Annotated in this window: 9 protein-coding genes; 3 read left to right on the top strand and 6 right to left on the bottom strand. The window is 50.7% G+C overall.

What is annotated here, in order from left to right; all coding sequences use genetic code 11:
* Nucleotides 1–81 precede the first annotated feature (81 nt).
* From SK34_RS21430 to soxR, 3 genes are all read right to left on the bottom strand, one after another.
* Nucleotides 82–1,728: a Na+/H+ antiporter gene (locus tag SK34_RS21430; RefSeq protein ID WP_003031737.1), complete on the bottom strand. Its 1,647-nt coding sequence runs from the start codon at nucleotides 1,726–1,728 to the stop codon at nucleotides 82–84.
* A gap of 157 nt (nucleotides 1,729–1,885) precedes the next feature.
* Nucleotides 1,886–3,235 carry a guanine/hypoxanthine transporter GhxP gene (gene ghxP, locus SK34_RS21435; protein ID WP_003031735.1) on the bottom strand — a complete coding sequence of 450 codons (1,350 nt, stop codon included), beginning with the start codon at nucleotides 3,233–3,235 and terminating at the stop codon, nucleotides 1,886–1,888.
* A gap of 724 nt (nucleotides 3,236–3,959) precedes the next feature.
* A complete protein-coding gene (soxR, locus tag SK34_RS21440) occupies nucleotides 3,960–4,418 on the bottom strand; it encodes a redox-sensitive transcriptional activator SoxR (protein ID WP_003031733.1) in 459 nt (152 codons plus the stop codon).
* Between the two features lie 86 nt (nucleotides 4,419–4,504).
* On the opposite strand from soxR, the gene soxS reads away from it, so the two are divergent.
* Complete coding sequence (gene soxS, locus SK34_RS21445; RefSeq protein ID WP_003031731.1) at nucleotides 4,505–4,828, top strand: superoxide response transcriptional regulator SoxS; 324 nt, start codon at nucleotides 4,505–4,507, stop codon at nucleotides 4,826–4,828.
* A 2-nt stretch (nucleotides 4,829–4,830) separates the two neighbouring features.
* Here soxS and SK34_RS21450 read toward each other — a convergent pair whose 3' ends face one another.
* Nucleotides 4,831–6,417, bottom strand: a complete 1,587-nt coding sequence (locus SK34_RS21450; protein WP_003841054.1) for an EAL domain-containing protein — start codon at nucleotides 6,415–6,417, stop codon at nucleotides 4,831–4,833.
* Between the two features lie 553 nt (nucleotides 6,418–6,970).
* On the opposite strand from SK34_RS21450, the gene SK34_RS21455 reads away from it, so the two are divergent.
* A complete protein-coding gene (locus SK34_RS21455) occupies nucleotides 6,971–7,252 on the top strand; it encodes a YjcB family protein (protein ID WP_003844730.1) in 282 nt (93 codons plus the stop codon).
* 83 nt (nucleotides 7,253–7,335) lie between these two features.
* Here the strand turns inward: SK34_RS21455 and SK34_RS21460 are convergent, their stop codons facing one another.
* Nucleotides 7,336–9,645, bottom strand: coding sequence for an autotransporter family protein (locus SK34_RS21460; RefSeq protein ID WP_016149407.1), 2,310 nt, complete (start codon nucleotides 9,643–9,645; stop codon nucleotides 7,336–7,338).
* Between the two features lie 481 nt (nucleotides 9,646–10,126).
* Complete coding sequence (gene ssb1 / locus SK34_RS21465) at nucleotides 10,127–10,651, bottom strand: single-stranded DNA-binding protein SSB1 (RefSeq protein ID WP_003826621.1); 525 nt, start codon at nucleotides 10,649–10,651, stop codon at nucleotides 10,127–10,129.
* A 251-nt stretch (nucleotides 10,652–10,902) separates the two neighbouring features.
* Here ssb1 and uvrA point away from each other — a divergent pair, with 251 nt between their 5' ends.
* Nucleotides 10,903–13,725, top strand: coding sequence for an excinuclease ABC subunit UvrA (gene uvrA, locus SK34_RS21470; RefSeq protein WP_003031720.1), 2,823 nt, complete (start codon nucleotides 10,903–10,905; stop codon nucleotides 13,723–13,725).
* The last annotated feature ends 14 nt before the right edge of the window (nucleotides 13,726–13,739 follow it).

A 13,739-nucleotide genomic window follows, 5' to 3' on the forward strand; every position in this document is an offset into this window, starting at 1 on the left:
TGCCGGATGCGGCGCAAACGCCTTATCCGGCCTACATCGGTTTTGTAGGCCTGATAAGCGTAGCGCATCAGGCACTCTCGTTTATTGATTCTCGATCAACAGCGCTTCCAGCAAGTCCAGATCGTGCAGCAGCTTTTGCAGCGTTTCATTGCTGATTTCCCGCGTCGCGCGCAGATGATAAAGCTCTGCGCGTTCTGAACGCAACGCTGCCAGGCGGAAACGTCGCTCGAGGTTTTCTTCCTGCATCGAGCTTTCCACATCGTTGCGTCCGTCGGCGCGACGACGCAGGTTACCAATCACGCGGGAACTCACCTCGGTGAGTAACTGGTTATCGATGTTCTCTTCGGTGTCCGCGGCCAGTCGCTCCTCCATTTTCTGGATCGCGACAATCGCCACTTCTGCCGTAGCAGCGCGAGCAATACGTTCCTCTTTCTGCTGCTGCGAGTGGTCTGCCACTTCCAGATGTTGTAGCAGAATCGGCAACATCACCACGCCAACAAACAGCGAGAACAGAATCACGCCTGCGGCAAGGAAGATCAGCTCATATCGCGCCGGAAATCCGCTACCATCCGGTAACAACAGTGGAATGGAGAGCACACCGGCGAGGGTAATTGCTCCGCGTACACCGGCAAAGGAGGCGATCAGGATTTCACGCGTTGTCCAGGATCCGAATTCCATCGGTTTTTTCTTCAGGAAGCGCAGACTGAATTTTTTCATCGTCCACAGCCAGCCAAAACGTACCAGCATCAGCGCCACGTAAATCAGCACGATATCGGTAAACAGCATCCAGATTTCAACGTTCGGATCGACCTCTGCCGCCGCTAAGGAAGACTCCAGAATCCCCGGTAACTGTAGCCCTAACAGCAAGAAGACCATGCCGTTAAACACAAACTCCAGCATTGCCCAGGTACTGTTAGCACGTAAACGCATCGCCAGCGGTGCGCGGCGCATCACCCCGGAACGGGTGATCGTCATCCCGGCAGCGACCGCCGCGAGGATACCAGAAACGCCGATGTGTTCCGCAATCAGGTAAGACGCAAACGGCAGCAGGAACAGCAGGACGATTTGCGTTGCCGGCTCGTCACCGCCCCAGCGGCTGAGGAAGCGCAGGGAGCGCCCGTACAGCCAACTGACGACAAAACCAGCCAGGATGCCGCCAATCGCCACTTTGAAGAACTCAAGCGTTGCGCCACCAACGGTAAATACCATCGTCCCCATCGCCACGGCGACGGCAAACTTCAGAGAGACCAGACCGGAGGCGTCGTTCATCAACGCTTCGCCCTGCAGGATGCCCATGATTTTCTTCGGTATGCGCCCCTCCCCCACAATGCCGGAAAGGGCAACAGCATCGGTTGGCGAAAGGACGGCGGCCAGCGCAAAAGCTGGGATAAGCGGTATCCCCGGCACCAGCCAGTAAATCATAAATCCAATGCCGACCACCGTGACCAGCACCAGCGCCAGCGCAAGGCCGAAGATCTCTCGCCCATGCTCGAGAAACTCACGCGTTGGCGTCTTCCAGCCATCGGCAAAGAGCAGCGGCGGGATGAACAGCACCAAAAACAGCTCAGGATCGAATTCCACATGCAAACCAAACGTCGGCCACGCCAGCAAGGCGCCGATGGCGATCTGCATTAGGGGTAAAGGGAGTTGAAAGGGCAATACGCGAGTAAATACCCCCGACAGCGAGACCACAAGGGTCATGATGAGTATGGTGAAAAAGATTTCCATGCGTTCCCTGTTTGCGATGTTTCTTATGATTGGTGATGAGAGGCGTCGTGCCTCAATTCTATCTAATTGAGAGTAACGCAAAAGACAACGAGTGTGTTCTGAAAATAAAAACGGGCGGCCAAAGCCACCCGTTTTGAGGATCTTTATCGAATAAAAATCAGATAGCCCAGCCGCCCGCGTAGAAGGCCACCAGCGCGATAGCGATAACCACCGTGCCGATGTTCAGCTTGCGCCATTCGCCAGAGACAAGACGGCCAATCACCAGGGTAGCAAAGCCAATCATAATGCCGGTAACGATGTTACAGGTCAGCACGATAAATACGGCCGTTACCAGACCCGCCATTGCGTCGACAAAGTCAGCAAAGTCGATTTTCGCAACGTTGCTCAGCATCAACAGGCCCACATACATCAGTGCAGGCGCCGTTGCGTATACCGGTACAAGATACGAGAGCGGAGAGAGGAACAGGATCAGCAGGAACAGGACGCCAACGGTGATCGCCGTCAGGCCAGTTTTACCGCCTGCCGCCGTACCCGCTGCGGACTCAATGTATACCGCCGCAGGAGCAGCGCCCACCAGACCAGAGAACACGCTGCTCAGGGAGTCGGTGGTCAGCGCTTTGCCGCCGTCGATAATCTGTCCGTCTTTATCCAGCAAATTCGCCTGTCCGGCTACGGCACGAATGGTGCCGGTCGCATCGAAGACGGCGGTCATAACAAGCGCCAGCACGCTCGGCAGAACGATAGGATTCAGTGCGCCCATAATATCCAGGCTGCCGATCAGCGAGTTGCCGTTTTCGTCGCTCAGAGACGGCATGGCAAAAATACCGGAGAAATGCACGGCCGGGTCGAAAATCAGGCCAACAATGGAAATACCGATAATAGTCAGCAGGATGCCGCCCGGTACTTTCAGTTTTTCGAGGCCAATAATCACCGCCAGACCAACCAGCGACATAATCACCGGGAAGGTATCGAAGTCGCCCAGCGCAACCGGCAAACCGTCCAGCGGATTCTTAATCACCAGACCAACGCCGTTTGCCGCAATCAGCAGCAGGAACAGGCCGATACCAATTCCCGTACCGTGCGCAACGCCCTGCGGCAGATTGCGCAGGATCCAGCTACGAATACCCGTCGCGGAAATGATGGTAAACAGGACCCCCATCAGGAACACCGCGCCCAGCGCAACGGGCACGCTGATATGTTGCCCCAATACCAGGCTGAATGCGGTAAACGCCGTCAGAGAAATGGCGCAACCAATCGCCAGCGGCAGATTTGCCCACAGGCCCATGACAATAGAACCGACGCCCGCGACCAGGCAGGTTGCCACAAATACAGCGGCAGGCGGGAATCCGGCTTTACCCAGCATCCCTGGAACCACAATAACGGAGTAAACCATGGCGAGGAACGTCGTTAATCCGGCAACGACTTCCTGACGAACGGTACTGCCGCGAAGCGAAATTTTAAACCAGGCGTCGAGTGAACCGCCGGTACGCGCTGAAGGCGTAGACATAGAAAACATCCCCTGAGAGTTTATTTTTTCGTCATTATGCGTGCTGGACAATCCACTGCCTGCTAAACGTTTTCTCCATGTGCCAGGTTTGCGTCATTAGGGGTGTCGCAAAAAAGCAAACGTTTAGCTCCGCGCATAAAAAACGGGTGGTAAAAAAAAGCAAACGATTATCCAGCGATCATACGCCGGTTTTCAACTGAACTTTGCCGCTTTTTACTCATTTCTTCTTATAACGCACAATAAACAACCAGTCGATGCGCAAACGTTATCGTCAATGCGCAATCTGGTAACAAATTTCGCCAGATTGTCGCAACAATCGTTCTTATTTTTCGCGCAAACTCGCGCAAGAAAACCGGTGAAGATGCGGTAAATTTTTTGGCTAAAAAATCATCGTTTCACTGGCAAATGGAGGGAGGTAGCTTACACTTACATTATCAACACAGACCGGAACCTCCCCTAATGTGCTCGACTGAGGGGTGTTGATGTCGGGGGAAACCCTCCCGTGAACCAGCGGGATAGAGTGAAAGACGAAGACCGGAACCAAACTAAAGCGCCCTCTGTGGCGCTTTAGTTTTATACCCGTCATACTTCACGTTGCAGGTGTGTTGGCTGCGTTTACTCACCCGAATCACTTAGTTTACTAAGCTCATCGGGATTCGTGCTCTTGCCGCCTTCCCACAACGCGAATTATTTAGGGTATATATCCGTCATATATTTAAACCAATCAATCATCCTCCAGCAGACGCGCCCCGGTTCCTTGCTCGCCCAGTTGATCGCCTGGGTTACGCAACGGGCAATCGCTGCGCGACAAGCAGCCGCAACCAATACATCCATCCAGCTCATCGCGTAGCGACACCAAAGTATGAATGCGTCGGTCCAGCTCTTCACGCCATTGCGAAGAGAGCTGTTTCCACTCTTTAGCGCTAAGTGAATGTCCTTCAGGTAATACGCCCAGCGCGTCGCCAATCGTTGCCAGCGGGATCCCAATACGTTGAGCAATCTTGATAATCGCCACGTAACGCAACACATCACGTTTGTAGCGACGCTGATTACCGCTGTTGCGCATGCTGCTGATTAACCCTTTGCTTTCATAGAAATGCAGGGTCGAAACTGCCACGCCGCTACGCTTTGCAACTTCACCTGGCGTGAGCAGCGCTTTTATCCGGGGTAATTTCTTTTCCATAAATCGCTTTACCTCAAGTTAACTTGAGGAATTATACTCGCCCACAGACAAAACGACGAATCGAATACTGAGAAAGAGGCAGCCCTATGTCCCATCAGCAGATTATTCAGACCCTTATTGAATGGATTGATGAACATATCGATCAGCCGCTGAACATTGAGGCGGTTGCGAAAAAATCAGGTTACTCGAAGTGGTATTTACAGAGAATGTTCCGCACAGTGACGCGCCAGACGCTGGGTGACTACATCCGCCAGCGACGACTTCTGCTGGCGGCGGTTGAACTGAGGACGACTGAGCGACCTATTTTCGATATCGCGATGGATCTTGGTTATGTATCGCAACAAACCTTCTCGCGCGTGTTTCGCCGCGAGTTTGATCGTACCCCCAGCGATTACCGCCACCGCCTGTAAGCTTATTGCCCGCTCTGCGTCAGTATGGCGGGCGACCGTTGTATCCAGTGCATGAACTCCTGCGACGGCAGCGCCTTCGCAAAATACCAGCCCTGACAATACTGTACGCCGCGTTCAAGCAGCCATTCGATTTGTTCCTTCGTTTCCACCCCTTCCGCAATCGTCTTCAGGTGTAAGCTTTGCGCCATCTCAATAATATGTTCGGCAATCAAGTGACTGGTGCTGTTAGTGGACAACGTGCTAATAAACGATTTGTCGATCTTCAGGATATCGACATTCAGCGCTGATAAATTATGCAGATTGGAATATCCCGTGCCAAAATCATCAAACGCCACTTCATAACCCGCCTTGCGGAACGCCTGGATTACTGGGGTCATTTTATGTACATCTATGAACCCCCGCTCCGTCACTTCGACTTTAATTTGCTGGGCCGCCACGGAGTACTCACGATTTTTGTCGTTAATCAGAGCAATCAATCGGGATGAATGAAAGTCAGAAGCGGAAAGGTTAATCGAGATATAAAGCTGAGGATGCGCCGAAAGAAAATACCCCAAATCGTTGAATACCTCTTCAACGACATAATCCGTGATCCGCTCAATCATTCCCTCTTTTTCAGCCAACGGAATAAACTCCGTCGGGCTCATCACCTCACCTTTACAACCCGGCCAGCGCAGCAGAGCTTCAGCACCAACACATTGTCCATTCTTAATATCAATGATCGGCTGGTAATGCAGGCAAAGCTGACGTTTTTTGATCGCGCGTTTTAGTAAGCGCCGGGGAGATAAGTATTCCTGGCGCGTGCGCCACCACATTAGCAGTATCAGGATGCTGCAGATAATCCCGAAGGGAATGGTTAACGCCGCCTCGTGATAAAAAATCTGACTTACGCGGTTGTCTGAGGTCGACACAATGATCGCAATTGGGCGTTTTTCTGAATGCACGATGGTGTAAAAGCGATCGTCTTGTTGAAAGGTCGAGGCTTCACCGCGTACGAGAGGCGCGAATTGCGCAATATTTGCCGCTTCGCTGGCGGAGAAAAACGTATCTGTTACTGTGTCATATACGCCCCAGGACAGATCCGGATCATCTGACATGACTTCGCTGTAGGATAATGGATTTATGACTGCGACGTAGTTCCCACGTTGCATGTACGTCATTCTGTAGCCAGCGAAAAAAGGGGTATCGCGGTAGTAATAGATGGCGATATCCGGCGTACGTTTATAGTCTGCGGTCGGCATAATATAGGTAACGGGTGGCACCATCGACGTAGAGCACAAAAAATGATCGCCCTGCGCATAAATTAGCTCGCTGATATATAAACGACCGCGAATAATATTCAGCATACTTTTCTGATGTGCCGGGGTACACATCTTACCCTGATACAACTGGGCCATATCACGCGCCAAATCGGCTTGCAGGATTACCAATTCTGTTTTATTTAACACCAGTTGAGCAAATGAGCGGAGTTGATTACGGGTTTCGGACATAGCCCGAATTTGAGCAAACCATAATGCCAGCACCACGGGGAGCAATACCACCATGAATGTTCCCAGCAACTTCAGCAGCTTGCGTCGCGCACTGTGATTCATGTCAGCCTTATGTCCCTGTTTTGTCTATGCCAGTACCTGTCACGGCAGGATGCTATAAACACCAGCTAGTTAACTTGCATGAATCTATCAGTATTAGCAACAGACGTCTCTATGTAAAAGTCTGATAATAGTTGATGATGATATTATTTTTCCGTAAGGCAAACTTAAAGTTACGCTTATTTCACAACGTTATTATCCCTAAAACGTAAATTTTTTATGAGCACTATCCTGGTTGCATTTAAGAAATTCATTAAATTTTTTTAACACAAAATTTAGGATAAATTAAACCGGTGGTCTAAATGCACCTTTAAGATTGATTATTTAGTGTCAAAAACCTTTTTGAATATAACCACACATTTAGAGTGGTTATGATCCTGTAAAAATAACGTCCAGCACTGGTGAACAAACGAGCACTTGTGATATAGTTCACAAAAATCATGTAACAGAAACAATGTTTCATTCATGTTATTGCCCGTCGATAGCCAGAGTACTACACCCTCGGTGAACACCCCCGCGCTGTCCTGGGCATCCAGACTTTCTGAGGACGTTTTTCATGGCAACGATAACAACTGGCGTGGTTCTTCTGCGGTGGCAATTACTCAGTGCAGTGCTGATGTTTTTAGCCAGTACGCTCAATATCCGTTTTCGTAAATCAGATTATATTGGCCTGGCCGTCATTAGCAGCGGTTTGGGGCTGGTTTTTGCCTGCTGGTTTGCGACTGGATTGCTCGGCATAACCCTGGTGGATATGTCTACTATCTGGAAGAACATTGAAACCGTGATGGTCGAAGTGATGAGCCACACACCGCCAGAATGGCCGATGGTGTTGAACTGATAACAACAGTGTGTCCGACCAGAATATACCCGGTCGGACACGGTTTTAAGCAATAACGATTCTACTGACGTTCCGGTAACCGTTTACCACTCCATACGGAACCCTGCGTTCACCTGCCAGTTCATATCAATGTCGCCTCCAGCCGATCTTTCCAGGTCAACATACAGTCGGGAGTTATTGTTCTGAGTGAGGTGGATATTGGTACCAATACCGTAGTTAATCCACGAGTCACTTCCTCCCTCGCGAACCGTCATGGACGCGTCTTTACCCCACACAGTGACATCACGATCGCCGGCAAACTCATGCAGCAGATCCAGCTTCACATAAATGTCGCTGTCCGGGCGTTCTTCAAATCGATAACCTCCTCGCAATCCGACACGACCGATCACGCTATCGATATCATTCTGACGAACCCGTAGTCCGCTGCTGGTGGTATAACGAGCCTCATCCAACCGGGTATACACGAGCTGCGCTTGCGGTTCGATGAAAGAGGATTCTCCCAGACTAAACTCACGACCGTATTCTGCGCTGGCGCTAATTGACCACGTACTGCTATCCGCCACCCCCATATTGCCGTACACATTTCGGTAGTTAAAATCACTCTCATGGCGGCTATATTTCAGCACCAGATCCAGGTAGTCCTGTTTCTCCGGACGGTTCCATGCAGCATAAAGTGAACCACCGTAGCTCTTGTTATCACCCGTGCCATAAGTAAAGTCAGCGTTACCTCTCATGTAATGCGCCGCAATGCCTCGCGTCCAGACTGATTGTTCACCTTCTTCTTTATTGTCATAACCAAGTTGCCAGAAGCTGTACAGGTTTTTGAAGTAGCTGCCATTATCGCTTTCCATTTCGCCGCCTTTATAGCGTATCCACAGACCATTTTGCTGTTGGTTCTGGCGTAATTCCCCTAAACGCTTATTCAGGCTGTCGATTTCGAGACGGGCGGTGGCCGCAGCGTAGTTTAACCCAGCATTGGCAATTGCGGTGTTGCTACCCGCACTGGCTTTCGTTGAAACCCCCGTGATATACCAGTTTGTGCCATACTGGCTTACCGGATCGCCTTCCCGAATATCAGAACGCAGTAGCGGTTTATAGTCGTATACATACTCGTTAGTGATATCGATTTTATCGTACGCTGCGAACGTCACATTGCTGGCGGCATCGGCAACCCAGATATCTTCTTGCAGATTGCTGAGCTTATTAATATTTAACGCCTCAATGGCATGAGTTCCCCCCGTGCTACTCTTAACGACCTCGATAAAGTCGCTCCCATTACGCCGCTGCTCATCGGTTTTATTTGTATTTACATCAATCAGGAAAATACCGTTGTTGCCTTTCAGATCGTGAATCTTCACGGTTTCGTTGATACTCTGATTGGTATGCAGGTTAAAACCATGCAGGTTTATCGTCCCGCCGTCTTGCAAGGTAATGGCGCTGATCTGAGCGTCTTTGCCATCCGGGATCCAGTAAGCATTATTCATCAGCGTCAGATTCAAATCTCCCGCCCATTTACCGCTGGCAGTTTCCAGGAAGTTCGCTTCATGCCCATGCCAGAATGACTCTGCACCATTGAGAGTAATATTCATCTGGCTGGTATTAGCATATATTTTATCGCCGAAGTCGATATTTCCTAACAAATTAACCTTGTGCTCACCTGACTGATTAATATTTACGACACCACCATCTTTAGCACTAACTGCATCACTTTTTGATGAGCCATCAGGATAACCACTATTGTTCTCCAGCAGTTCTTTGAAATTACTGGCGTATGTATTAATGTAAACATCGCCACCGTTAGCTGTAATAGTTGAACCTGCACCGCGCGCATAGACTCCATTATTTGCCAGCGTGGCGTCTTTCCCCTCGTTGCTGTGTTCAACCTCTGAACGAATGTACACATTACCGTTTACAGTGATATCCGCACCGCTTCCCGCATACAACGCAGTATTGTTATGTGTATACTTAGAGCCAATTAAGAAAGTGTTTTTCAGGCTAAAGTTATCGACGGTGACGTTGGTGTCCTGACCTTCGGCGGATAAGCCAAAAAAGGCCAGACCGGCGCGGTGTTCCTGTTGCGTAGTTCCGCTAATATTCACGTTGTAATTGCCAATTTGATAATCTCCCGCCTGGGCTTTGGTGATACTGCCAATCTTCACCTCAAGGCCATTACCTTCACCTCGCACAGGGTTATCAATATTTACCGTGATATCATAGCTTTTATCATCTGCAATCGTATCCTGAATGATGATCCCTTCCTGACCACCATTAACATCTATATAATTTAGTTCATAGTTTTTTGCACTCGCAAATCCGGCGCAAACCAACTGCGCTGCGGTAAATGATAGTGTAAAAGGTATTATTGCTTTCGGGTTTATCTTCCTGTGATACATAGTAAGCTCCATAACAAATAGTTTACCAACGCACTTATTAACACCCCACCAATAAAAAGCAGCCAATAATAAATATATTTTCATTGATGAAGAATTGATAAGCTAAAAGCATTATTTAAAGCCATGCATTAATTTGTCAATATTTACCACGCAGCAAATTACATTTTTTTCTTTAAATTAATTTAATATTGCTCTCCAAAAACTATCTCAAACTAAAAAAATCAAAAGTGCAATATAAATCCATTAGTTATTATCGTCATTTTTAATGTTATCATTCGGTAATACCTACATTGATTTTCATTCCCTGTAACAATCAATAAATATTATCGAATATTAGCGTAAATCAGTTCGTATTAAATGAATAATAAAGCTGCGATGATAAACCAGAAAATACCGAATAATTAATTCTGAATAAGAGATGTAAAAAAACCCCGTCGCAACGGGGTTTTTTTACATTAGAACGTTAATGCGTTCAGCTATCTTAGAACGGAATATCGTCGTCGAAATCCATCGGCGGTTCGTTAGACGGCGCTGCCGGAGCGGACTGCTGCGGACGAGACTGCGCGCCGCCGCTGAACTGATTGCCGCCCTGCGGCTGCTGAGGCTGACCCCAACCACCCTGCTGCTGGCCGCCACCTGCCGGAGCACCACCGCCCTGACGACCGCCCAGCATTTGCATGGTGCCGCCAACGTTAACAACAACCTCAGTGGTGTACTTTTCTACGCCGGACTGATCGGTCCATTTGCGGGTACGCAGCTGACCTTCGATATAGACCTGGGAACCTTTACGCAGATATTCACTGGCCACTTCCGCCAGTTTGCCAAACAGCACAACGCGGTGCCATTCAGTCTGCTCTTTCATTTCACCGGTCGCTTTATCACGCCAGGATTCGGAAGTAGCCAGCGTAATGTTGGCAACTGCGCCACCATTCGGCATATAGCGTACTTCCGGGTCCTGGCCCAGATTACCGACGAGAATCACCTTGTTTACGCCTCTGCTGGCCATGATCGTGTCTCCTGAAAAACGTTACTGAATAAGTGTAAGCGCGGGATTGTAGCATTTCCAATAGCGCTTTTACTACGTTGCGAAGTTGATTCCAGTAAACAACCCCCGCCAGACATTGTTGCACAGGAACATGCGTTTTGCATTCCAATACTGTATATCCATTCAGGTCAGGTTGTGTCATAATTAACCGTTTGTGATCGCCGGTAGCACCATGCAGCCAGGCAAAAAAGCGTTTAATCCGGGAAAGATGAATGGATAAGATCGAAGTTCGGGGCGCCCGCACCCATAATCTCAAAAACATCAACCTCGTCATCCCGCGCGACAAGCTGATTGTCGTCACCGGGCTTTCGGGCTCAGGCAAATCTTCGCTCGCTTTCGACACCTTATATGCCGAAGGGCAGCGTCGTTACGTTGAATCCCTTTCCGCGTACGCGCGTCAATTTCTGTCGCTGATGGAAAAACCGGACGTCGACCACATTGAGGGGCTCTCTCCTGCCATCTCAATTGAACAAAAATCGACGTCCCATAACCCGCGATCCACGGTAGGTACAATTACCGAAATTCACGACTATCTGCGTCTGCTGTTTGCCCGCGTTGGCGAGCCGCGCTGTCCGGATCACGACGTTCCCCTGGCAGCCCAGACCGTTAGCCAGATGGTGGACAACGTCCTGTCCCAGCCGGAAGGCAAACGTCTGATGCTGCTGGCACCGGTAATTAAGGAGCGTAAAGGCGAGCACACCAAAACGCTGGAAAACCTGGCGGGCCAGGGCTATATCCGCGCCCGTATCGACGGCGAAGTGTGTGACCTTTCCGATCCGCCCAAGCTTGAGCTGCAAAAGAAACACACTATTGAAGTGGTGATTGACCGCTTTAAGGTACGCGACGACCTCACTCAGCGACTGGCTGAATCCTTTGAAACCGCGCTGGAACTGTCCGGTGGTACGGCGGTGGTCGCCGATATGGACGACCCGAAAGCGGAAGAGCTTCTGTTCTCCGCCAACTTCGCCTGCCCTATCTGCGGCTATAGCATGCGCGAACTGGAACCCCGCCTGTTCTCGTTTAACAACCCAGCGGGCGCGTGTCCAACCTGTGACGGTCTCGGCGTGCAGCAGTATTTCGATCCTGACCGGGTGATTCAAAACCCGGAACTGTCGCTGGCCGGTGGTGCTATTCGTGGTTGGGATCGCCGTAACTTCTATTATTTCCAGATGCTTAAGTCTCTGGCTGAACACTATAAATTCGACGTTGAAGCCCCATGGGCCAGCCTGAGCCCTACCGTGCATAAAGTGGTGCTGTACGGTTCGGGTAAAGAAAATATCGAATTCAAATACATGAACGATCGCGGCGATACGTCCGTACGTCGTCACCCGTTTGAAGGTGTGCTGCACAATATGGAGCGCCGTTATAAAGAGACGGAATCCAGTGCAGTACGCGAAGAATTAGCCAAATTCATCAGTAACCGACCGTGCGCCAGCTGTGAAGGGACGCGTTTACGTCGCGAGGCCCGCCACGTATTTGTTGAAAATACGCCGCTGCCCGCGATTTCCGACATGAGCATCGGTCATGCAATGGATTTCTTCAACAATCTGAAGCTTGCGGGTCAGCGGGCGAAGATTGCTGAGAAAATTCTTAAAGAGATTGGCGATCGTCTGAAGTTCCTGGTCAACGTCGGCCTCAACTACCTGACGCTATCGCGGTCGGCGGAAACGCTATCCGGCGGTGAGGCCCAGCGTATTCGTCTGGCAAGCCAGATCGGCGCGGGTCTGGTCGGTGTAATGTACGTGCTGGATGAACCGTCTATCGGTTTGCATCAGCGCGATAACGAGCGTCTGCTGGGTACGCTTATCCACCTGCGTAATCTGGGTAATACCGTCATTGTAGTCGAGCACGATGAAGATGCGATTCGCGCCGCTGACCACGTTATCGATATCGGCCCCGGCGCGGGTGTTCACGGTGGTCAGGTCGTCGCCGAAGGGACGCTCGACGACATCATGGCAGTGCCTGAGTCGCTGACCGGCCAGTACATGAGCGGTAAGCGCAAGATTGAAGTGCCTAAACAGCGCGTTGCGGCTGACCCAGAGAAAGTGCTGAAGCTCACCGGCGCACGCGGCAACAACCTGAAAGATGTCACCCTGACGCTGCCGGTAGGTTTATTTACCTGCATTACCGGGGTTTCCGGTTCGGGTAAATCGACGCTGATTAACGATACTCTGTTCCCAATTGCGCAGACGGCGCTGAACGGTGCGACGCTGGCGGAACCTGCGCCGTATCGCGATGTTCAGGGTCTGGAACATTTCGACAAAGTCATCGATATTGACCAAAGCCCGATTGGCCGTACGCCGCGTTCTAACCCTGCGACCTACACCGGGGTATTTACGCCGGTGCGCGAACTGTTTGCCGGCGTGCCGGAGTCACGTGCACGCGGTTACACCCCAGGGCGTTTCAGCTTTAACGTCCGCGGCGGACGCTGTGAAGCCTGTCAGGGCGACGGCGTGATCAAAGTCGAAATGCACTTCCTGCCGGATATCTACGTGCCGTGCGATCAATGTAAAGGCAAGCGCTATAACCGCGAAACGCTGGAAATTAAGTACAAAGGCAAGACTATCCACGAAGTGTTGGATATGACGATTGAAGAAGCACGCGAGTTCTTCGATGCCGTTCCGGCGCTGGCGCGTAAGCTGCAAACACTAATGGACGTTGGCCTGACGTACATCCGACTGGGTCAGTCCGCTACCACACTCTCGGGCGGCGAGGCGCAGCGCGTGAAGCTGGCGCGCGAACTGTCAAAACGCGGTACTGGGCAAACGCTGTATATTCTCGATGAGCCGACCACCGGTCTGCATTTTGCGGATATTCAGCAACTGTTGGACGTGCTGCATCAGCTCCGGGATCAGGGCAACACCATCGTGGTGATTGAGCACAATCTGGACGTGATTAAGACCGCTGACTGGATTGTCGATCTCGGTCCGGAAGGCGGCAGCGGCGGCGGCGAAATTCTTGTCTCCGGCACACCAGAAACAGTCGCTGAGTGTGAAGCCTCACACACGGCACGTTTCCTCAAACCACTGTTGTAATTACGCAACACTTA

The sequence above is a fragment of the Citrobacter sp. MGH104 genome (assembly GCF_001034485.1).
In the GTDB taxonomy this organism is placed as follows: domain Bacteria; phylum Pseudomonadota; class Gammaproteobacteria; order Enterobacterales; family Enterobacteriaceae; genus Citrobacter; species Citrobacter freundii.

Excerpts from the sequence above, each read along its gene's own strand:
- SK34_RS21430 (WP_003031737.1), bottom strand. The coding sequence starts at position 1,728 with ATGGAAATCTTTTTCACCATACTCATCATGACCCTTGTGGTCTCGCTG.
- ghxP (WP_003031735.1), bottom strand. The coding sequence starts at position 3,235 with ATGTCTACGCCTTCAGCGCGTACCGGCGGTTCACTCGACGCCTGGTTT.
- soxR (WP_003031733.1), bottom strand. The coding sequence starts at position 4,418 with ATGGAAAAGAAATTACCCCGGATAAAAGCGCTGCTCACGCCAGGTGAA.
- soxS (WP_003031731.1), top strand. The coding sequence starts at position 4,505 with ATGTCCCATCAGCAGATTATTCAGACCCTTATTGAATGGATTGATGAA.
- SK34_RS21450 (WP_003841054.1), bottom strand. The coding sequence starts at position 6,417 with ATGAATCACAGTGCGCGACGCAAGCTGCTGAAGTTGCTGGGAACATTC.
- SK34_RS21455 (WP_003844730.1), top strand. The coding sequence starts at position 6,971 with ATGGCAACGATAACAACTGGCGTGGTTCTTCTGCGGTGGCAATTACTC.
- SK34_RS21460 (WP_016149407.1), bottom strand. The coding sequence starts at position 9,645 with ATGTATCACAGGAAGATAAACCCGAAAGCAATAATACCTTTTACACTA.
- ssb1 (WP_003826621.1), bottom strand. The coding sequence starts at position 10,651 with ATGGCCAGCAGAGGCGTAAACAAGGTGATTCTCGTCGGTAATCTGGGC.
- uvrA (WP_003031720.1), top strand. The coding sequence starts at position 10,903 with ATGGATAAGATCGAAGTTCGGGGCGCCCGCACCCATAATCTCAAAAAC.